The sequence below is a fragment of the Rhodanobacter sp. Root480 genome, assembly GCF_001426645.1.
GTDB classification, from domain to species: Bacteria; Pseudomonadota; Gammaproteobacteria; order Xanthomonadales; family Rhodanobacteraceae; genus Rhodanobacter; species Rhodanobacter ginsenosidimutans.
The window spans coordinates 1,017,085-1,039,376 of sequence record NZ_LMEX01000002.1; the positions used below are offsets into that span (position 1 = coordinate 1,017,085).

15 protein-coding genes are annotated in these 22,292 nt (G+C 66.3%); 2 read left to right on the forward strand and 13 right to left on the reverse strand.

Translation table 11 applies throughout. The annotated features are described in order from the left end of the window. The first annotated feature begins 279 nt into the window (after positions 1-279). Positions 280-1,560, forward strand: coding sequence for a sugar MFS transporter (locus ASD22_RS11465; protein WP_056083215.1), 1,281 nt, complete (start codon positions 280-282; stop codon positions 1,558-1,560). Positions 1,561-1,678: 118 nt separating this feature from the next. Then, entirely contained in the window at positions 1,679-2,734 is a 1,056-nt protein-coding gene (locus ASD22_RS11470) for a LacI family DNA-binding transcriptional regulator (RefSeq protein WP_040670294.1), read from the forward strand. A 23-nt stretch (positions 2,735-2,757) separates the two neighbouring features. Here ASD22_RS11470 and ASD22_RS11475 read toward each other — a convergent pair whose 3' ends face one another. The 13 genes from ASD22_RS11475 to edd all read right to left on the reverse strand — a co-directional run bounded on the left by ASD22_RS11475 (position 2,758) and on the right by edd (position 22,271). After that, a complete protein-coding gene (locus ASD22_RS11475) occupies positions 2,758-3,630 on the reverse strand; it encodes a phosphatase PAP2 family protein (RefSeq protein WP_082520235.1) in 873 nt (290 codons plus the stop codon). An 11-nt stretch (positions 3,631-3,641) separates the two neighbouring features. Further along, entirely contained in the window at positions 3,642-4,823 is a 1,182-nt protein-coding gene (locus ASD22_RS11480; RefSeq protein ID WP_056083217.1) for a CoA transferase, read from the reverse strand. A 127-nt stretch (positions 4,824-4,950) separates the two neighbouring features. Then, the gene (locus ASD22_RS11485) at positions 4,951-6,804 is read right to left on the reverse strand and encodes a beta-L-arabinofuranosidase domain-containing protein (protein ID WP_235577621.1); all 1,854 of its coding nucleotides are present in this window, start codon (positions 6,802-6,804) and stop codon (positions 4,951-4,953) included. Positions 6,805-6,812: 8 nt separating this feature from the next. Next, the gene (locus ASD22_RS11490; protein ID WP_056083220.1) at positions 6,813-9,008 is read right to left on the reverse strand and encodes an SUMF1/EgtB/PvdO family nonheme iron enzyme; all 2,196 of its coding nucleotides are present in this window, start codon (positions 9,006-9,008) and stop codon (positions 6,813-6,815) included. A 28-nt stretch (positions 9,009-9,036) separates the two neighbouring features. Further along, positions 9,037-9,996 carry a ribokinase gene (locus ASD22_RS11495; protein WP_056083223.1) on the reverse strand — a complete coding sequence of 320 codons (960 nt, stop codon included), beginning with the start codon at positions 9,994-9,996 and terminating at the stop codon, positions 9,037-9,039. Then, positions 9,993-11,129 (reverse strand): serine hydrolase domain-containing protein, encoded by a 1,137-nt coding sequence (locus tag ASD22_RS11500; protein ID WP_162245074.1) that lies wholly within the window; start codon positions 11,127-11,129, stop codon positions 9,993-9,995. Before ASD22_RS11500 ends, ASD22_RS11495 begins: the two co-directional genes overlap by 4 nt. Before the next feature lie 542 nt (positions 11,130-11,671). Then, on the reverse strand, positions 11,672-13,906 hold the full coding sequence (locus tag ASD22_RS11505; RefSeq protein WP_235577622.1) for a TonB-dependent receptor: 2,235 nt from the start codon (positions 13,904-13,906) through the stop codon (positions 11,672-11,674). Between the two features lie 276 nt (positions 13,907-14,182). After that, entirely contained in the window at positions 14,183-15,079 is an 897-nt protein-coding gene (locus tag ASD22_RS11510; protein WP_056083232.1) for a LysR substrate-binding domain-containing protein, read from the reverse strand. Between the two features lie 103 nt (positions 15,080-15,182). Continuing rightward, the gene (locus tag ASD22_RS11515; protein ID WP_235577623.1) at positions 15,183-17,618 is read right to left on the reverse strand and encodes a sodium:solute symporter; all 2,436 of its coding nucleotides are present in this window, start codon (positions 17,616-17,618) and stop codon (positions 15,183-15,185) included. A gap of 110 nt (positions 17,619-17,728) precedes the next feature. After that, positions 17,729-18,610, reverse strand: coding sequence for a CoA ester lyase (locus ASD22_RS11520; RefSeq protein WP_056083238.1), 882 nt, complete (start codon positions 18,608-18,610; stop codon positions 17,729-17,731). Positions 18,611-18,721: 111 nt separating this feature from the next. Beyond that, positions 18,722-19,588, reverse strand: coding sequence for a hypothetical protein (locus ASD22_RS11525; RefSeq protein ID WP_056083241.1), 867 nt, complete (start codon positions 19,586-19,588; stop codon positions 18,722-18,724). Between the two features lie 139 nt (positions 19,589-19,727). Beyond that, complete coding sequence (gene eda, locus ASD22_RS11530; RefSeq protein WP_056083245.1) at positions 19,728-20,372, reverse strand: bifunctional 4-hydroxy-2-oxoglutarate aldolase/2-dehydro-3-deoxy-phosphogluconate aldolase; 645 nt, start codon at positions 20,370-20,372, stop codon at positions 19,728-19,730. A 54-nt stretch (positions 20,373-20,426) separates the two neighbouring features. After that, a complete protein-coding gene (gene edd, locus ASD22_RS11535; RefSeq protein ID WP_056083248.1) occupies positions 20,427-22,271 on the reverse strand; it encodes a phosphogluconate dehydratase in 1,845 nt (614 codons plus the stop codon). Between the last annotated feature and the right edge of the window lie 21 nt (positions 22,272-22,292).

A 22,292-nucleotide genomic window follows, 5' to 3' on the forward strand; every position in this document is an offset into this window, starting at 1 on the left:
TAATTTATCGCGAAATATGCCTTGTTTTTAGGGTTATTCATCCTTGATTCGGACATTATGCGCATGCGGCAGCGCCGCAAGATCGGCGGCTGACCGTCTTGGTACGCGCGATATGGACGGCCATAAGCGGCGTTCAATGAGTGCATTTATTGACAACGTTGCACTTTCTGTCCAATTGCGAGACATTCCGTCAGCGGGGGCACTTCGCCCCCATTTCGACGCCACCATCGGGGGCGATCATCAGCGCCATCGTCGGTGGCGGGCATCGGGGGAATACGCATGGCAACCACGCTGGACGCGGCGCAGGCAGAGCGCTCGAACCTGGGGCCGATCATCATCATCGGCGTCCTGTTTTTCATCTTCGGCTTCGTGACCTGGCTCAACGGGCCACTGATCACTTTCGTCAAGCTGGCATTCGACCTCAACGACGTGAATGCTTTCCTGGTGCCGATGGCCTTCTATCTGTCGTACTTCTTCCTGTCGCTGCCGGCCTCGGCGATCCTGAAAGTGACCGGCATGAAGCGTGGCATGGCGCTGGGCCTGTTCGTGATGGCCATCGGCGCGGTGCTGTTCGGCCAGTTCGCCACCATGCGGATTTTCCCCGGCGCGCTGTTCGGCCTGTTCGTGATCGGTGCCGGCCTTTCATTGCTGCAGACCGCGTCCAATCCGTACATCAGCATCCTGGGGCCGATCGAGAGCGCGGCGCAGCGCATTGCAGTGATGGGCATCTGCAACAAGTTCGCAGGCATTCTTGCGCCGCTGCTGATCGGTGCGCTGGTGCTGCATGGCATCGGCGATATCGACCAGCAGGTGAAGGCCGCCGACCCGGCCACGCGCGAAGTGCTGCTCAATACCTTCGCCGCGAAGATCCACACCCCGTACATCGTGATGGCCGGAGTGCTGGTGTTGCTGGCGATCTGGGTGGTGCGCTCATCGTTGCCCGAGGTGGAGGCGTCGACCGCCAACAGCGCCGGCGCCGGTGCGTCGCGCCGCGGCATCCTCTCGTATCCGCACTTGTGGCTGGGCGTGCTGTGCCTGTTCCTGTACGTGGGCGTGGAGGTGATGGCGGGCGATGCCATCGGCACCTATGGCGCGGGCTTCGGCCTGCCGCTGGACGAGACGAAATTCTTCACCGCCTTCACCCTGGGCGCGATGCTGCTGGGCTATATCGCCGGCTTGCTGATGATTCCGCGGGTGATGTCGCAGCAACGCTACCTGGCGATGTCGGCGGTGCTGGGCGTGTTGTTCACCATCGGCGCATTCCTCACCCACGGCTATGTGTCGGTGGGCTTCGTGGCGGCGCTGGGCTTTGCCAACGCGATGATGTGGCCGGCGATTTTTCCGCTGGCGATCAAGGGTCTTGGCCGCTTCACCGAGTTCGCCTCGGCGCTGCTGATCATGGGCATCGCCGGCGGCGCGATCGTGCCGCAGCTGTTCGTGCACCTGAAGCAGCACATCGATTTCCAGCTGGCTTTCCTGCTGCTGATGGTGCCGTGCTACCTGTACATCCTGTACTACGGGCTGGCCGGCCACCGCGTGGGCCAGGACGCGGCAGCGTGACGTATTTGGCCGTCCGGGCGTCCGCGCCGCTAGAATGGCTGATCCGGCACGCGGCTTTCGCGCGTGCCACCGTGTTGGTGCCGCCGCCGTGCGGCCCGATCGCCTGAAGGATCCGTCATTGCGTAACGCCACCATCAAGCATGTTGCCGAACTGGCTGGCGTGTCGCTGAAAACCGTATCGCGGGTGATCAACCACGAGGCCTCGGTACACGAGCGCACGCGTGAGAAAGTGCAGCGGGCGATCGACACCCTGGGCTATCGCCCCGACCCTTCCGCCCGCAGCCTGCGCAGTACGCGGGCGCGCCTGCTGGGCCTGGTCTACGACAACCCCAACGCGCACTACATCATCAGCATGCAGCGCGGCGTGCTGTCGGTTTGCCGCGAAAGCGGCTACGGCTTGCAGATCCATCCCTGCGACGCCTCCTCGCCGAAGCTGGCCGAGGAGCTGTGCGCGCTGGTGCAGCACTCGCGCCTGGCCGGGCTGGTGCTGGCACCACCGATGTCCGAGCAGCCCGAGCTGATCAAGACCCTGGCTGATGCCGGCATCGCGTTCATGCGCATCATTTCCGCGCGCAGCGACCCGCAGGACGGTTACCCCTGCGTGTACGTGGACGATCGCGACGCGGCGTACGCGATCACCGAGCACCTGATCCAGCTCGGTCACCAGCGCATCGGTTTCCTGTGGGGCGGCCGCGAGCATCGCTCCAGCGGCGAGCGCTACCAGGGCTACGAGGATGCGCTGAAGGATTACGGCATCACGCTGGACCGCAAGCTGATCGTGGCCGGCGATTACTCCTTCGACGACGGCTTCCGCGGCGCGCGTAAGCTGCTGGCGTTGAAGGATCGCCCCACCGCCATCTTCGGCTCCAACGACGAGATCGCCGCCGGCGTGCTGGCGGCGGCGCATTCGGGCGGCATCAGCGTGCCGTGGGAGTTGTCGATCACCGGCTTCGAGGACAGCCCGTTCTCCAAGCAGTCGTGGCCCGCACTCACCACCGCCCGCCAGGCCACCGAGGAAATCGGCCGCCACGCCGCACGTCGACTGATCAGCGGCCTGGAACACGACGCCCACGGCGAGCCCGTCGACCCGGTCAACCACGGCTTCAGCCCGGAACTGGTGGTGCGCGGCTCGACCGGACCGCTGCGCAGCGCGCCGAAAAAGCGCACGCGCTGAGCGCCCACCCCGCGCCACAAACTCTACTGGATGGCCGGCATCGGCTGCGCAAGCGCCGCGCTTTCGGCAGCGCAATCGCGGGTGGGTTTCAGCCCGCGGCTGCGCGCCTGGGCGACTTCGGCCCGGGCCGCATCGACATCCGCGCGGAAGTCCGCGTTGGCATGCAGTCGCGCCACCACGGCGGCCGCCATGAAGCGGCCCTGCACCACGTCGCTTTGCCAGTGCACGTTGCAGACCAGCCGGCTCTCACCGTAGGAGCGGCCGCGGGCCAGGATGGCGTCGGTGTGCTCGGGTGCCACTTCACTGAGGATCAGCGCCCAGGCCCAACCGATCGAGGTATGCCCCGACGGATACGAGCCGTTCGCCGCCAGGCCTTTTTCCTTGGCCGGGGTGCAGGTAGGCGCGTGGTTCTCCATGAACGGGCGCGGCCGTTTGTAATGATGCTTAGCCGCATCGCTGACGACCGCGGCGTCGGTGCGCGTGCGTCGCAGCAGCCGGTACAGGTGCGGCGTGGCCTGCGCATCGACGGCCACGTCCATGGCGCAGGAAAAAATGTTGGCGGCCTGCGGGAAGCCCAACTCGTCATCGGCAATGGCCTGCGTCCAGCGCGGCGTACCGCGCAGGTGACGCACCGCACTGATCGCCTGGTCGGCGGCGAAACCGGCCGAGTCGCGCGCGGGTGGCGGAGGCAGCAGGGCCACGCTGTCGGGCAGTTGCGCCGTCGTCAGATAACCCGCCGCCACGCCGGGGCGGATCTCGGGAACATCCAGCGGACGCGTATCGCCGGTTGCGCAACCGGCGCTGATGCCGGTGGCGAGCAACAGGCCGGCGCTCGCCAACCAGCGGCGACCGAGTGACGGGAAACGCGTGACGAGATGCAGCGAAATGACATGCATGGTCAGGATCCTTATACGTCGACAGTGCCGTCAACGCGGGCCACCACCGCCTCGGTATCCTGGCCCAGCGTCGGCGCAGTGAACGGTGTCGGGCCGGGCGTGCGACCAAATCGGATCGGTTGCGTCACGCCACGGTAGCGGCCCACCACCGGGTGATCGAAGGTGGTCATCATCTGCTCCGCCACCACCTGCGGATGCTCGAACATGTCCTCGACCCGGCGCGCGGCGGCGCAGGGCACCTCGTCGCCAAACCAGGCCTCCCACTCCAGCGCGGTGCGCGCTGCCAGCGCGGCGTGCAGCAGCGGCACGATCTCGTCGCCGTGCTGCGCGCGCTTGCGCACGCTGTCGTAGCGCGGGTCATCGACCAGTTGCGGCAACCCCACCTTGGCGCACAGCGCTTTCCAGAAGTGCGGCGTATTGGCCGAGATATACAGGTGGCCTTCGCGCGCCGGGTGGATACCGGTGACGCCACCGGAGCGCATGTCGCGGCCGATGTCGGGCGATTCACCATCGACCCACACCATCCGCGCCGACTGCATGGTCAGCGCGCTGCGCAGCAACGACACGCCCACGAATTGGCCCAAGCCGCTGCGCTCGCGCTCGAACAGCGCCGACGACACCCCGGCCGCCAGCAAGGCAGCCGCATAGTAATCGACCACCGAGCCGTAGATGATCTCGGGCGCGCCGCCACGCTTGCCCTGCAACACGCACATGCCGGTCATCGTCTGCAGCACCTGGTCGTAGCCGGCCTTGTCCTTCATCGGCCCGGTTTCACCGTAGCCGGTCAGTGCGCAATAAATCAGCCGCGGGTTGATCAGGTTCAACTGCTCGTGGTCGATGCCGAGCCGCTTCGGCACGCTGGGGCGGAAGTTGTGCACCAGCACGTCCGCCTCGCGCACCAGCTTCAGCAGCACCGCGTGCTGGGCCGGCTGTTTCAGGTCCAGCGTGATGCCCAGCTTGCCGCGATTGACGCCGATGAAGGCGCGGCTCTCGTCCTGCAGCGTGGATGGGTACTTGCGCAGATTGTCGCCATCGGGCGGCTCGATCTTGATGACGGCAGCGCCCTGGTCGGCCAGCATCGTGCAGCCATAGGGGCCGGCGATATAGCTGCTGAGATCGAGCACGCGCACACCGCTGAGCGGCCCCGGCGCGCCGGACCGACCTACCAGGTCGAAGGGAGAGGAAGTTGCCATGCCGTCTCGGTCCATGAATCCGTGTCATCGATGTAGTGGGAAAGTCTGCTATGCACCGACGCGAAGAAACACTGCGGCCGGATACTTTCTCGCCGCACAAATTCTTGCTTGATTGCGCGGGCGCCCGTCATTCCGCGACGGCTTGCGGATCGTCGGCAAGCTGCATCCAGGTAAGTCGCCACGCGCCATGACGGCGACCGCCCGCGCGGTAGTACGGCACGAACACCAGCGGCTCGCGATAGCCCAGTTGCATGCTGATTCGCGGGCCTTCGCCATCGGTCGGCGCGGGCAGCAATTGCAGCCAGTCGTCGCTGTGGCCTGGCGGCAGGCGCAGGGTTTCCTCCATCTTGAAGCCATCGATCAGGCCGGTGGCATAGGCCAGAGGGCCGCGGCTGATCGCCAGGTATTCGTAGCGCAGCACCTCCTGCACCACCGGTGAACCGTCCGGAGCGAACGACTCCTGCACGTTGCGGTTGAGCTTGCGATGGACGGCCGGACGCATCGGGAAATTCAGGGTGATCTCGTCGCCGGGCTGCCAGGCGCGCATCAGCTCGACATAGGTATCGGGTACCAGATCTTCGGTCACGGCCACGCCGTTGACCTGGATGGCGGCCTGCTCCGCCCATCCGGGAATACGCAGCGACAAGCGGAAGTTCGCCACGTGCTCCGACCGCACGACGAGGTGAATGGCGCCATCGAACGGGTAGTCGGTGTGCTGCGTCAGGCTGACCTGGCCCGCCTGCGCCAAGGTCGTCGTCATCTCCCCGGGCCCGTACAGATTCACCGCGATGTGATCGTCCGCGATGCGTTGCCAGGCAATCGCGGGCAGTTCCTCCAGTGCCATCGCGCCGCTGGATTTGCAGCAGCGCCAGTAGGTGGTGTGCACGCGCTTGCCGTTGGGAAACACGTAGTAGCACCAGTCCTCGCCATTGGGTGCCTGCGCGCCCAACAGGTCGTTGTAGGCAGAACGTTCGATTTCCCCGGCGAATTTCGCGTCGCCGCTGATTGCCAGCAACTCGCGGTTCAACTGGATCCAGGCCAAGGTGGAGCAGGTTTCGACATAAGCCTGCGGGTTGAACGCAAAGGGCGCGTTGAATACCTCGCGCGAACGGTGCGCCACCCCGCCCCACGGACCACCGCCCAGCGACAGGTGGTTGTCGCGGATGCTGGTCCACAGGCGATCAAGCACCTGCCGGTAAACCGGGTTGCCGGTGGCACGATGCAGCTTGGCCAGACCCACCAGATTCCACGCCAGTTGATAGGCCTTGCCGGTGGCGATCTCGGCGGCATCGGCACCGGCAAGTGCGCGGTTGAGCAAGGCCAGGTCCGGGTTGTCGTTGGCCTGTTTCAGGATCAGCTCGGCCAGTTCCAGGTAGCGTTTTTCGCCGGTGACCAGGTACAGCTCGGCGGCCGGGTCCATCAGCACCGTCGCCGACATGCCGTGGTGATTGCCCAGCTCGGTGATGTCGATGCCGCCGACCGTCAAGGTGTGCAGGCAGAGGTCACCGATGCGGCGCGCGGCATCGAGGTAACGCGGCTCGGGGAAGTGCTTGTGTACTTCGAGAAAGCCGAGGATCAGATAGCTGTGGGTCCAGACGTCCCAGGTGCGCACACTGGGCGCGCCGTCCCAGGTGCCCGGCTTGGGCGGCTGTTTTTGCATGAAGCGGTGGCCGATCGAATAGGTGCCGAGATAGCCGTCCGCCTCCTGCTCGGCCACCAGGAAATCGGCAACCTGGCGCAGGTTCGCCAGCAGTGCGGGATCGCCGCTGCGCGCGGCCGCCTTGGCCGCCGCCACCAACCACTTGCCGGCATGCTCGCCGTACCAGTCGCCCTCGGTGTTGCGCAGTTTCCACTCGCGACCGAAGATCTCGATGGCCGGGCTGTGCGCGTCGGTGATGAAGTGCGAAAGGCGCCCCGTGCGGTTCGCTTCCAACGCATCGCCCAGCAAGCCTCCCAAGCGCACGTCAACCGGTGTGTGCATGACGGTGCTCACGATGCCGCGTCCACGACGCAACGGAAGCCGACGCGGCCGGAGCGGTCCTTGGCCGGTGCCATCAGCAGGTATTTGCCGTGCTGGTCGAGGCGATAGGCCTGCGGGAAGTACCAGTGCGAGGTTTGCGGGCGGTACGAGCTGCCGCCGCGCAGGATGCCGGCGCGGGTGTGTTCGTCGTGGTATTCGTCGGTCCACTGCCACACGTTGCCGACCAGATCCATCACCCCGAACGGGCTGGCGCCGCGTGGGTGCGCGTCGACGTCGGCGGCCGGGCCGAGGCGGCGGCCGTATTCGGGTGCCGGCACCGCGTCGGCGTCCCATGAGTTGCCCCACGGATACAGCCGCCCGTCCGTGCCCTGGGCGGCGTACTGCCACTCCCATTCGCGTGGCAGGCGCTTGCCGGCCCATGCTGCGTAGGCGCGGGCGTCCTCGATCGACACCCAGGTCACCGGCTTGTTGTCCCAGCCGGCCGGCGGCGCACCATCGACCCAATCACGCAGGAAGTTGTGCGCGTCGCGTGGCCGGTAACCACTGGCGTCGATGAACTGCTTGAACTGCGCATGGGTGACCGGGTGGCGGTCGATGAAGAATGGCCGTATCACCATGCGTCGGCGGTGCGACCGGCGGGCGCTGCTTTCCCACGGATACTGCACGTCCACGCCTTGCCACATGTGGCCTTCGATCTCGATGCCGTTGACGACGAAGTCGAACTCGCCAGCGGGGATCGCCAGCATGCCGTCCGGCGCGGCCGCCGCCGGCGCGGTGGCGGCGATGGTGACCAGTTGCTGCGGCAGCGACTTCCATTCGTGGCTGAACGCGTTGAGCGGCGTCCTGGCCGCCTCGCGGGCGCCGGCCATATAGACGTCCAAATCTTCCGGCGCGGCGCCTTCGGCCAGCGCCAGCACCGCGCCAAAGCCATGGCCTTCCAGCGTGAAGCTCAGGATCGCGTTTTCGCCCTCGATGCGCGGAACCAGCACTTCGCCGTTCCAGGCGTCGACATAGCGGGTACCCGCCACGTGCGTTACGGCCAGTTGCTCGCCCTCGATCGGGTATTCGTTGCGATTGACGATGGTCCACAACTGCAAGCCACTCACCGGGAAGTGGCTGGCGAACACGCCTACCTGCCGGGTCGGCGCGTACGGGCGCCAGTCCATGCTGACCAGCAGCGGCGCGAACTGGCGATACAGGGTGGCGATACGGCGCAGCGCCTCGGCATTGCGCGGTGTGAACTGGTTCCAGATGCCCCAGATGTTTTCCCAGGCGTTGTAGCCGATGCCATTGAAGAAGATGTATTGCAGGTCATGGGTGCGGTCGCGGCCCCAGCGGTTTTCGTAGTTGACCATGTGGCGCGGCTCCAGCCACTTCCACTTGGACACTGGCGGCACCAGGGTGTTGGGCGCTTTCTTGCCCCAGCTCTGCACGTTCCAGATCAGGTGTTCGGAGGCACTGATGGTCGACTCCGGCTGCACCACCAGCGGATGGCCGATGGCGTCGCCCGCATCCACGAAGGCGCGCGGTACACCGTTGTAGGTGTCGCCATTGACGCCGTCGGCGCCGACGGTCTTGGCGAGTTCAGCCATCGTGTCCCAGTCGCTTTTCTCAGGTTCGCGGGTGCCGTGATCCCACGGCATCGTCGGCAGAAAGACTTTCACGCCGCGACGATGGAAATCGGCCACCGCACCGCGCAGGCCTTCGATGCCGCCGGGCAGGTCGCGGCCCAGGTCGGTCTTGTTGCGGTCGTCGATGCCGATGTTCGGGTAGACGAACCAGATCAACACGCTGTCGATGCCGCCAAAGCGTGCGATCAGGTCATCGAGATAGCGATCGACGGTGTACTTGCCGGCGACGGGATCGTGGAAGTAGCGATCCTCGACCATCATCTGCGCGTGCACGAAATTGCGCTGCGCCCACTGCAGTTCCGGGCGACGGTAGTAGCTGTCGTTGTAGCCGATGCGCACCAGATGCTCACGGCGCCAGTCGCGCACTTCGCGCACCCAGTCGTCGGCGCTGGCGGCCACGTCCATCTTCCATTCACCGATGTCGGCAAACGGCCAGCCCGGCATCTTGCCCGGGGTGGGCAGGTAGCGGCCGGTGGTGACGTGGGAGAACTTGTACTCGATCGCGACGGGCAGCTGCGATTCGCCGGCGGACGCGTCAGGAGCGGAGCGGAAAGGGTCGATGTCGCTGTTCATGGGCGGATCACTGCAAGCAATGGGAGGATCACGTCAGGCCGCAATACGCCGCCAGCGCGACGTGATCAGGGGAGGTGGAGGCCGCGGCGGGACGTGCCTGCAGGAAGGCATCGACCTCGGTGCGCGCGGGGATGCTCGCTTGCGCGCCGAGCCGGGTGCAGGCCAGCGCGGCGGCGGCACTGGCGCGACGCAGGGCCAGCGGCAGCGCGTCGCCCTGGCCCAGGGCTGCGGCCAGCACGCCACAGAAGGTATCGCCGGCGGCGGTGGTGTCGACCGGCTCGATCGGGAATGACGGCTGCAGGAAGGTCTCGTTGCCGCGTCGCGCCAGGCAACCGCGTGCGCCGAGGGTGACGATCACGCAGGGCACGTCGACCCGTGCCAGCGCCTCGGCCACGCTGCCGGCGTGGCCGCTGATCGCCGCCAGCTCGCCTTCGTTGACGATCAGCACATCCACGCTGGCCAGCAGATTGGCCGGCAGCGCCTGCGCCGGGGCCGCGTTCAGCAGCACGGTGACGCCGGCCGCACGGGCGGCCAAGGCGCTGGCAACGACGGTATCCAGCGGCGTCTCCAATTGCAGCAGCAGATGGCTGACGTCGTGCAGCGGCGGCAGATGGCTGGCCTGCAGAAACTCGTTGGCACCGGGTGCCACCGTGATGGCGTTCTCGGCATTGTCGGCCAGGCAGATGAAGGCCATGCCGCTAGGTTGGCCGTAAGCTCGCGCCACGCTGGCACGCACGCCGGCGGCGCGCAGCGACTCCTCGATCGATCGCGCGTTGGCATCGTCGCCCAACGCCACCAGCATGCGCGTCGCCGCACCGCCGGCATGGGCGCAAGCCACCGCCTGGTTGGCGCCCTTGCCACCGGGAAACATCTGTACGCCGCAGCCCAGCACGGTTTCGCCCGGTGCCGGCACGTGCGGCACGCGCACCACGTAATCGAGGTTGGCCGAACCCATCACCAGAATGCTGTCGCGAGCGGGAGTAGTCATGGAACGAGGGCCTGGTAGACGAGGTTGTAGAAGGGCCGGCTGATCCGCGGCAGGTCGTTGTCGATATCGCTGCGCGGCAGGTGCTGCAGCATCACGATCGCAATCAGGCGTTCGTGCCGATCGATGGTGTAACTGGTCGACGCCGCGCCCGACCAGCCGAACTGGCCGGGCGAACCCAGCTGCCCGCGCCGTGCCGCATCGATCACCACGTAGCCACCCAGCCCGAAGCCTTCGGCGTCGCTGAACTGGGTTACCGGCGGATCGAGCAGCAACTGGTTCGTCATCATCAGCTCGACCGTCTTGCGGCCAAGAATCGAGACGTCACCGAGGCTGCCGCCATCGAGCAGCATCTGGCAGAAGCGGGCGTAATCGGCGGCGGTGGAATACAGGCCGCCGGCCGCGCTGGCGTAGGGTCGCAGGCGTGCGCCCGGTTGCATCGCCGAGGGGCCGTCATCGAGCACCAGCTGGCCGCGTTCGCCCATGGTGGTGATATCCACCACGCGATGGCGCTGCGCCGCCGGCACGCTGAAACCGGTATCGCGCATCTGCAGCGGATCGAGGATGCGCTGCTGCAAGAACGCCTCGAACGGCATCCCGCCCACCACCTCCACCAGCCGCGCCAGCACTTCCAGCCCGGCGCCATCGTAACCGAAGCGCGCGCCCGGATCGGCGGCCAGCGGGGCGCGGCCGAGTCGTTGCACGAAATCGCGAAGATCGGTGGCCGCCTGCGGATCGCTGCGCGTGGCCAGCATCGCGGCGGCATCGTCGCCGGGCAGGCCGGCCGGGAAGCCGGCGGTGTGGGTCAGCAACTGGCGAATGGTGATCGGGCCGGCCGCCGGTCGCAGCGTGGGCGCTTTCGCCGTGCCGGTGGCCACCTGCATCGTGGCGAACTCGGGCAGGTAGCGCGCCACCGGATCGTTCAGACCGATCCTGCCTTCTTCCAGCAGGATCAACACGGCCACGGAAGCAACCGTCTTGGTCATCGAATAGATGCGAAAGATCGAATCCTTCTGCATGGGCGCATGCCGCGCCAGATCGCGATGGCCATAGGCGCGGTAATCCACCACCTCGCCATCGCGCATCACCAACGTCACCGCTCCCAGGTAACCGCCCGGAGTGACGGTCTGCTGCATGAAACCATGCAGACGTTGCAGGCGCGGTGCGGAAAAGCCGTGCGAGGACGCCCCGGCCCGAGGCAACGCCTCTGCCGACGCCACATCCGCATGGACAACCGCCATGAGGAGGGGGATGGCGCCGAACAGAGTCGCTGCAAACCGGAACATGGAACACCTCGCACTGCGAAAACCGGGTGGCCAGCCGAACCGACCGGCCACCCTCATGACTACCGGGGCCATCTGCCGGGTTGGCGCCGGTCAGGACGTGACCGGGTGCCTCGGCGAGAACGCCCGACCGCGGCCGGACATGTCTTGTTGTCATTGCCGATGGTTGCGGAAACTCAGGATATAGAACTTGTCAGTGAGGTTCCGATATCCGGCAGAAGTGTCGTTGCCGCCCGATCGTGCCTTCGAGCGTAGGTGCTGCGAGAGATGCATAAAACCACCCGCAGCTATATTCAGAAGTTTGCACGGGTTGTGTCCGCGAAGGCCGGCACCCACCGCACAAGCGAAAGCCGCATCCGCAGGACGGACACGGCTTTCGGCTCACAACGTGGACATCAGAATGTGATCGAGTGGCTCAGGGAAACCACCCGGCCACGACCGGCCCAGAAGTTCTGCCAGCCCGGCAACTGCGACCAGCTCAGCACGTATTGCTTGTTGAACAGGTTGTCGACGCCCAGCGAGAACTTGCCAATGCTTTCGGTCTGGTAGTTGACGCCCAAGTCGACCAGGGTATAGCCGTGGGTGTTCTCCTCATTCTCGTAGGTCTCGCCGTTGGCACCTGCGAAGACACCGCGCAGATCGCGACTGAGCAGCTTGGTCGCACCCAGGGTCAGGTTGGCCTCGGGCAGGAAGTTCCAGCTCACCGACGCGACGACCTTGTCCGGGCTGATATCCAGCACGCCCATGTCCTTCACCATGCCGCTGCCTTCGTAATACTCCGTCTTGCCGCGGATGCGCGAGTACAGCAGGGTCGCCTTCCATTCGTCGTTGAAGGTCCAGCCGCTGCTGAACTCCAGGCCCTTGATACGGGTTGGCGCACGGGTGAGAACGAAGTCGTCGGTTTCCGCATCCACCGACAGCGATGAGCCGAACGGCGATTTGCTGTCGTAGTACGACATGCCCAGCGAGCCCTGTTCACCGCGCCAGTTGAAGCCGATCTCCCGGTTGGTGACGATGATCGCCTGCAGGTCCTTGATGCGGCTCACCGACTGGCCCGGCTCGCTGATGTTGCGCAGCGGTATACCGATGTTGGGCAGGCCGAAACCCTCGCCGTAGGAAACGAATGCCGACCACTCGTCGTTGAAGCGCCAGATCGCGCCGAGGTTGGTCATGTTCTCGACGTAGTTGAGGCCGCCGCCCTCCACGGACACGCTGTTGCGGTAAGCCGTGGTGACGTAGCTGTCCACGTGCAGTTCGCCGTCCTCGCGACGCACGCCGCCGCTGAGGGTCAACGGGCCCACGTCCCAGGTCAGCTGCGCGTACGGCGCCACACTGGTGTATTCCATCGGCGGTACCCAGACGCGGTTGGTCAGCGCGAGGCGCTGCGCGGCCACGTCTTCGACTACATCCACACCCACGCGCAACTGCAGGCCTTCGGCACTGAACAGGTCGCCGCGGGTCCACGAAGTACGGAGGCCCTTCTTCTTCGAGGTAATTTCGGATTGGTCGAAGATGCGTTCACTCTCCGGCGGGGCGGGCTTCACCACCTGTCGATCCGAGCCGTTCTCGGGGATGTAGCGCATGGCCTGGTCGGCCCAGTAGGCGTCAGCGGTGAAGATGCCGCCGAACAGATTGCGGTGACTGTAATTGGCCGAGATCTGGGTGAAGTCGTTGAACTCGGACCTGGAGCCGTCGATCGAACCGCGCTCGGATGTGTTGGTGGTGGGTACCGGGCATTCGACCGGGTCGAAACGGCAACCTTCGACCTGGATGTAATTGGCTTTGCCGGCAATCTTGAATTTGCTGTAGCTGGCCTGGATGCGCTGTTCCTCGTCCGTGCCGAAGTTGTAGCCGCCTTTCAGGAACAGGTTCTTGGCGGTCGAATCGGACGTCGAGCCGCTGGTATTCATGCCGATACGGCGACCGTTGCCGTCATAGGAGATGCCGCGATCGATGTACGAGGCACTCAGCAACGCATCGCCGGCGTCGCCTTTGTAGGCGTGGGTGACGCCGACCTTGTACTGGCCGCTATCGGAGCCGAACTGCGAGCTGTAACGCGTGTTCAGCGTGGTTTCGTGGCCCTTTTTGGTTGGCACCTTGGAGATGTAGTTGATGATGCCGCCGGCCGCGCCAATGCCCTCGGCCGCAGATGGACCATTGATCACCTCGATGCGGCCGATCACGCCCATGTCGGTGAAGGTGCCGTTGCGATTGCCCTCGCGCAGCGGCGAGCCCTGCGGGATGCCGTCGAACAGGCGCAGCGCGATGCGTCCGCGCAAGGTCTCGCCGGAGTTGCTCATCGCCTGCGAGGCTTCGGAATAGCCGGGCACGGTGCGCGCCAGCACGGCGGTGGCGTCCTCGGTCAACGTCAACGTGCGCTCCACCTCGGCCTTCGAAACCACTGTGATGGCGCCGGGGATCTTGTCGATGGCAGTAGCCGTGCGGGTACCGGTGGTGACCGTGACGGCACCGAGCTCGACGGCTTCCTGTGCGGCCGCCGCTTTCCTGGCCTGCGTTTCTTCGGCGCGGGTGTCGGTGGTATCCGCTGCTGTGACTTGCTGCGCATGCAGGCTGGCGCTGATGGCCGATGCCAGCAGCAGACAACCGAGAGCGGCAGGTATCTGTTTCATGATGTGTTGTCTCTAGTTGTTGGTTGGTTGCAGAGACGCTGTTGTGGACACGCGACTCCCCCGATCGACGTACTGCGGCGCGGATGAAAGCCCCCACCGCTTGCCCTTTGGCAGTGCCTGATCTGCAACACCGGCACTGTTTTGAGCTTATGGAGTGCGCCCTGCGGGTAGAACCGCCTGCGGGTATGTTCAGACTCTAGTTTTTGTTGCTTACGCCGCGGCCGCGGACCACGCGTGCCAGCGCATGGATCGAGGCTGGCGACAGCGGGAGGTCGATCAGCTGGCGCGGGGCCGGCTTGCGGCGGCCTTCATCACGGCCAGGCTCTCCTGCAGCAGCACGGTGACGAGGCTGATACGCACGGTGGCGCGCGACCACACGATGCCGATGCGCCGTGGCACGCAGATCTGCGGCACCGGCATGCGCACCAGTTGCAGGCCTTCGGGCCAGGGCGGCGCCCAGTCGGGTACCAGCGATACGCCGAGGCCGCGGTCCACCATCACCGCGATCGCGTTCAGTGCATTCAGCTCGAAGCGCTCCTGCGGCACGATGCCCACCGCGCGCAGGTACTCGTCGGCCTGGCGGCCGCCCCACTGGTTGCGGTCATAGCGAATCAACGGCTCGGTGGCGAGCAGCTCATGCGGATCGCGTCCGGCCATGCTGGCCGGTGCCAGCACCACCAGCGGCTCCTCGCGCAGCAACTGCCAGTCGCAGGTCTTGGGCAGCGCAAACGGCGCCTGCAGCACGATCGCCGCATCCAGTTCGCCGCTTTCCACGGTGCGATACAGGTCCGCCGAATAGCCCGGTCTGATGAATACGTTGATCTGCGGAAACTTCTCCACCATCCGCGCGAAGATGTCCGGCAGCATGCCGGCCAGCGCCGTGGGACAGGCCCCCAGCTTCAGCTCGCCCGATACCGCGCTGCTGTTGGCCACGCTGCGCAGGTCGGCCACGTCGCGCAGCATGTCACGGGCGCGCTGCAGGATGCGCGAGCCTTCTTCGGTGATGCATACGGTGCGCCCGGCGCGGGCGATCAGCGGTACGCCGATTTCGCGTTCCAGCGTACGGATCTGCTGCGCCACCGCCGCCGGCGTGATGTTCAGTACGCGCGATGCGGCCGCCATCGAGCCGCAATTGACCACGGTGACAAAGGTATGGAGGAATTGGGTATCCACATCGTTTCACTCAGCGCCGGGCGCAGGTTGGGGCGGGGAGCCGGGCAGGCATGCACCTGCCCAGCATCGCCGGCTACCCGGGCAACCGCACCGAGGTGCGGCGTTATGTCTCGTTCGACGCGGGCGTCGCACGATTCACATCCGACCGGGAAAAGATGGTCAAGCCGTCCAGTGAGCGGGTCGGCGGCGGGAAAAACAGGCTCGCCACGTAACCGATCACGATGCACAACATGATCGAGATGGCGAGATAGAAATACGGATGCACCAGGCTCATCGACCACGCCCAGGTGGTCAGCACGATGCTCGAACCCACGCCGATGGCCACACCCGGCGAATTGGCCCGGCGGGTGAACATCCCCAGCGTGTAGGCCCCGGCGAAACCGCCACCGAGCAGGCCGGCCAGTTCGATCGACACGTCGAACAGCGAGTGGATGTCGTAACGCGACAACAGCAGCGACACGCCGATGGCGATCAAACCGGTGACCACGGTGGCGATCTCGGCGAAGCGCACGCTGGTGGCGGGGTTCGGCTTCTTCACCAGCTTCTCGTAGAAATCCACCGAGGCCAGCGTCGACACGCTGTTCATGATGCTGGACAGGGTCGACATCGCCGCGGCGAAGATGCCCGCGATGATCAGCCCGGTGACACCCATCGGCAGCTCGGCGGCGATGAACAGCGGGAAGGTGGCGTCGATCGGCAGCAACGGGTCGAGCCGCTCCGGGTGCGACTTGTAATACACGAACAGCGCCGTGCCGATCGAGTAGAAGATGAAGCCGCCGGGGATCATGATCGCCGCGAACGCCCAGATCGAACGGCCCGCCTCCTTGTCGGACTTGGTCGACAGCGTGCGCTGCATCAGCACCTGATCCTTGGGGAAGGTCAACACCACGTCGAACACCACCAGGAAGATGAAGCCCCACACGGTGGCCTTGGTCAGGTCGAAGCTGAAGTCGAACAGCCGGGTCTTGTTCTCCGCCGCGGCCACCGCGTAGAACTCCTCGAAGCCGCCGTTGATGTGATAGACGATGAAGCCGATCGCGAACAGCGCGCCGCCCATGATCACCAGTACCTGCACGAAGTCGGTCCAGATCACTGCCTTCATGCCGCCCAGCGCGGTGTAGATGATGGTGACCACACCCATCAGCAGCACGCTCCAGACCACGTCGATACCGGTAATGGTGGCGATCGCCAGCGCAGGCAGGAACAGCACCACGCTCATGCGGCTGCCGATCTGCATCACGATGCACAACGCACTGGCCAGCATGCGAATGGCCGGGTGGAAGCGCGTTTCCAGATACGAGAACACCGACATCAGATCCAGTCGGCGCAGCAGCGGCACGATCCACACCGCCACAAACATCAGCCCGAGCACGGCGATGAGGTTGTTGGTCATGTACTGCCAGTTGGTCTCGAATGCCTTGGCCGGGATCGCGATGAAACTGATCGAACTGGTGTTGGTGGCGTACAGGCTGACGCCGGCGGCCCAGAACGGAATGCTGCGCCCGCCGACGAAGAAGTCGGCGGTGGAGTTGCGCTTTTCGCGCAGATAAAAGTACAGCCCCATGCCGAACATCATGCCGAGGTAGACGACGATCACCAGCCAGTCCAGCCATTTCAGCAGCTGGCTGCCCGCGGCCACCTCGGCGGCCTCGAACACGATCTGGCCGTCATCGGCCGGCTGTGCCCACAGCACACCATCGCCCCAGCTGGCGGCGGCTGTCGCCTGCGCGGGGCGGACGCCCGGCAGCACGGCCCAAGCGCTCGTAATCGTCTGGAAGGTCATCAACTGGCGGGTGCCCGCGGCGTCGGCAACGAGGTAGATGACGTGAGCCTGGCCGATCGCACGGCCGGAGTTCGCCAGCACCGTGCCGGGCACCTCGGCGCGCGACTCCCAGCCCGCTTCGGCGCTCCAGCGAAGCAGCCGATCAGGCGCATCGACCGCCCCCGGCAGTACCAGGAACAGTCCCCGGGTCTGCGCCGTCAGCGAGACCGGATCACCACCGCCGCTCCAGCCAGCGTGCACCAGCCATGACGCGTTCGCCGTATCCGGCAGGATCTGCAGCAGGGCCGACGTACCATCCGCCGCCACACCGGCGACAAACAGGTCATCACCCTGCAAGGTGCCTCGTGCGTGCCGCAGTGGACGCGGCAGCGGCGGCAAGGTGCGTGCACCGAGCTGGCCGTTGGTGAACGCAAGTCGGGATACCTGATCGACCGAGCCACCCTCGCCCGACAACACGAACGCCCGCGTACCGTTGCCGACTGCGGCCTGCACCGTACCCGTCGGTTGCCACGCCGAGCGCGTCCACGCGGCGCGATCAGCGTCGAGCACCCAGACGCCGTCGGTGGTGATCGCCACAGGCCGCTGGTCCACCGTCACCACCGCGCTGAGCGTCGCTTGCGTGGCCAGCGGCGGCAGCGCGACCGGTTTGGCCGACGTCAGGCTTTCCGCCGCGCATGGCGCCGCCATCAGGCAAAGCAGCAGCAACAGCCAGCGCCGCAGCAAAACCGCCACGGGGAAACGGGAACGAGCGGACAACGGGAAACTCATGCGCACGATTTCAACCTCGAACCACCATGCAGGCGCATGCGGCTATGCGTATCGACGTCGGTGGCACGAAACCGGGTTTCGCGAAAACCACGCGCCGCCTAGGAAAGCGGTTCATTGGAGCCCCCATCCGTCTCGCGCACGCTGGCGAGCATCGCCTGCGCGCGCTTGACGAAAGGTGGATCGATCATCTGCCCATCGACGACGAAGGCGGCCCTGCCCTCGGCCGCCGCCCGGTCCGCCGCCTCGACGATGCGCCGCGCTCTGGCAATCTCGTCGGCGCTGGCGCGAAACACGTCGTTGGCCAGCGGCACCTGGCGCGGATGGATGCAACTCTTGCCAATGTAGCCCAGCCGCCGCGCCATCAGCGCCTCCACGCGGAAGGCTGCGTCATCACTCAGATCCGCAAAAGCCCCATCGCAGGCGAACACGTCGGCCATGCCGGCCGCGACCCGCAGCTCGAACAGCACGGCGTGCAGGTTGGCCGGATCGCGGCGGTCGATGCCCAGTGGCTCGAACAGGTCGGCCAGCCCCAACTGCAGGCCGGCCACGCGAGGATGCGCGCTGGCCAGCTGCGCCGCCCGACGCAACCCGCATGGCGTCTCGATCGTCAGCAACAAGCGAATCGGCGGACCCACGCCCTGCATCGATTCAGCACGCTCCAGCAGTGCCACCGCCGCCAGCACCTCATCGACGCGCTCGACCTTGGGCAGATTGACCATGTCCACGCCGGTGCCAGCCAACGACAGCAAGTCGGCCTCGCCATGCGCCGAGTCCAGCGCATTGCTGCGCACGATCAGGATCTTGCCTGACACCCGCGCAGCCTCCGAACGCAGGCACTGCACCACCGCTCCACGCGCCATGTCCTTGGCCTCGACGGGGACGGAATCCTCCAGATCGAACGAGAGCGCGTCCGCGTCGCCGGCCAGTGCCTTGGCGAACAACTCCGGGCGCACCCCGGGGACGAAGAGCTTGCTACGCATGGTGGGCACCGTTCATGCCCAAAGTGTGCGTGAACCAGGCCGGCGGAAAACCCGGCATGAAACGGGTTCAGACGATACTTTTCGTTTCGATTCGTGCCCCGCGATGTGCTCTTACACGCGGGCGATGCAACCGATCGCCAGCGCCGCCAGCAGCACGCCGGCCAGGTTGAGCCGGCTCAGCCGCTCGCGGAACAGCAGTACGCCGACCAGTGCGCCCAGTGCCACCACGCCGATGTTCATGCTGGCGAAGACCAGCGCCGGGTGTTGCGGCAACGCGCGATGGCCGCGCAGGTAGAACAGGATATTGCCGAAGTTGAACAGCCCCAGCAGCACGCCGCCGAGCAGGTTGCGCGCGGTGAAACGGGCACCGCCGCGGCAGCGGCGCCACAACGCCAGGGCAAATGCCACTGGCAGGGCCAGCGCGAACATCGCCTGCAACGAGGTGGCCAGCGGCACGCCGGCTTGCGCCACGCGCTTGAACAGGATGTCGATGACGCCGAAACCGGCCAGCACCAGCAGCGGGTAAAGCCAGCGTGCGGCGTTGGCGGCTGCGGATGTGGCGGGCGATGGCGACGTCCGCCACAGCATCGCCGCCAGCGCCAGCAGACCCAGCACGATGCCGACCGCGGCGGCCGGGCGCAGCGATTCGCCGAAGAACACGAACGCCGCCGGCAACGACAGCAGCAGGGACAGGCGCTGCGCCGCATCGCTGCGCACGATGCCGGCGTGGCGCACCGAGGCGCCCAGGGCCAGGAAGATGGTCGGCAGCAGCAGGCCCAGGCCGATCAGCGCCAGCCACGGCACGGCCACGTTGCGCAGGACGGAAGTGTCCGGTTGCAGCATCAACGCCACGAGTACGCTGGCAACCGCGTAATTCCATGCGATCGCCTGGCCCACATCCACCTCGAAGCGGCGGGCGAGCTTGAGCAGCGCCGAGACCAGCACGCTGCATGCGATGGCGAGAAAGACGTCGATCAACGGAATGTCCCGACGGCACAAAGACCCATGTAGGAGCGACTTCAGTCGCGATGCTTTTGCTTTTGGCCTGAGGTTTCCAAGGCCACACAAACAAGAGCGTCGCGACTGAAGTCGCTCCTACAGGTTCCTGCAATACGGCTTACTTCAGTGCGGCGGCTTCGCGCGCCAGTTGCTCGATGCCGGCCCAGTCGCCGCGTGCCATCTTGTCCGCCGGCGTCAGCCAGGAGCCGCCCACGCAGACCACGTTGGTCAGCTTCAGGAAGTCGATCGCGTTGCTGAGGTTGATGCCGCCGGTGGGGCAGAAATGGATCTGCGGCAGCGGGCTGGCCCAGGCGGCGAGCAGCTTGGCGCCGCCCACCGGTACCGCGGGAAACAGCTTCAGGTGTTCATAGCCGCGCTCGAGCAGGGCCATTGCCTCGCTGGCGGTGGCCACGCCGGGCAGCAGCGGCAGTTCGTTGTCGTCGGCCGCATCGAGCAGGCGCGGCGAGGTGCCGGGGGAGACGGCGAAATGCGCGCCGGCCAGGCGGGCGGTTTCCAGCTGGCCGCCGCGCAGCACCGTGCCCACGCCGACCACGGCTTCCTTGACCTCGGCGACGATGGCGCGAACCGCATCCATCGCGGCCGGCGTGCGCAAGGTGACTTCGATCGTGCGAATGCCGCCGGCCACCAGCGCGCGTGCCATCGGCACCGCATGGTTGACGTCGTCGATGATCACCACCGGTACCACCGGGGCGAGCTTGAGAATCGTGGCCAGCTTCTGTTGTCGCGTTTCCTGCAATGTCATGGTCGATGGCATCCGTTTGTATCGGTGGTGCCGGCGCAGTGCGCCGGCGCGGGTTCAGAGATCGGCCGCGTGGTGGCGGTCTTGCGTGCCGAACACGGTAACGCCCGTATCGGCGCCACCCACGGCATTGCGCATCATCGCGAACAGCTCGCGGCCCATGCCGCTGTGATGGGCGCTGAGGTCGGCCACGGCCTGCGGGCGGGCGGCCCATTCGGCGGCGTCGACTTTCGCCTCCAGCGTACCAGCGATGGCGTCGAGCCGGATCACGTCGCCGTCGCGCAGCTTGCCCAGCGGGCCGGCGTCGATCGCCTCGGGCGTCACGTGGATCGCGGCGGGAATCTTGCCGGAGGCACCGGACATGCGCCCGTCGGTGACCAGCGCCACGTGGAAACCGCGCGACTGCAGCACGCCCAGCGGCGGGGTGAGCTTGTGCAGCTCGGGCATGCCGATCGCCTTGGGGCCCTGGAAACGCACCACCGCCACCAGATCGCGCTCCAGCTCGCCACGGTTGAACGCGGCCAGCATTTCCTCCTGGTCGTTGAAGACCACCGCGGGCGCCTCGACCACCATGCAGTCGGCGGGCACCGAGGACACCTTGATCACCGACAGGCCGAGGTTGCCCTTGAGCACGCGCAGGCCACCATCGGCACGGAACGGCTCGGCGGCGGGGCGCAACACGTCCAGGTTGCTGCTGGCCACGACCTCGTTCCAGACCAGCTTGCCGTCGGCGTCCAGCGCGGGCATGCGGCGGTACGGCGCCATGCCTTCGCCCCACACCGTGCGCACGTCGCCGTGCAGCAGGCCGGCGTCGAGCAGGGAGCCGATCAGGAACGGCATGCCACCGCTCTGGTGGAAGTGGTTCACGTCGGCGCTGCCGTTGGGGTAGACCCGCGCCAGCAGCGGCACCACCGCCGAAATGGCGTCGAAATCCTCCAGCGTGAGGATGATGCCGGCCGCGCGCGCCACCGCCACCAGGTGCAGCAGGTGGTTGGTGGAGCCGCCGGTGGCATTGAGGCCGATCACGCCGTTGACGATGGTGCGCTCGTCGACGAGGTGGCCGATCGGCGTGTATTCCTCGCCCAGCGCGGTGATCGCCACGGCGCGATACACGGCGGCGCGGGTCAGCGCGTCGCGCAGCAGCGTGTTGGGCGTGACAAAGCTGGAGCCGGGCAGGTGCAGGCCCATGATCTCCATCAGCATCTGGTTGGAGTTGGCGGTGCCGTAGAACGTGCAGGTGCCGGGCGCGTGGTAGGCGGCCGACTCGGCTTCCAGCAGCTCCTCGCGTGTGGCCTTGCCCTCGGCGTAGGCCTGGCGCACCTTGGATTTCTTGTCGTTCGACAGGCCGCTGGTCATCGGGCCGGCGGGCACGAAGATGGTCGGCAGGTGGCCGAAAGTGAGCGCCGCGGTGATCAGGCCGGGCACGATCTTGTCGCAGATGCCGAGCATCAGCACCGCGTCGTAGGTGTCATGCGACAACGCCACCGCGGTGGCCATCGCAATCACCTCGCGCGAGAACAGCGACAGCTCCATGCCCGCGCGGCCCTGGGTCACGCCATCGCACATCGCCGGCACGCCGCCGGCCACCTGCGCCACCGCACCGACCAGGCGCGCGGCCTGGCGGATCTGTTCGGGGTACGGTTCATACGGCTGGTGCGCGGAGAGCATGTCGTTGTACGAGGTGACGATGCCCACGTTCGGCGTGACGGTGCCGCGCAACGCGACCTTGTCCTCGCCGCTGGCGGCAAAGGCGTGCGCCAGGTTGCTGCAGCCCAGGCGATGGCGATACACGCCCTTGCCGCTGGCCTCGTCGATGCGTGCCAGGTAGGCACTGCGCGTGGGGCGGCTGCGCTCGATGATGCGCTGGGTGACTTCGGCAATGACGGGGTGCAGCGTACTCATGACAAAACTCCGTGGATGTCG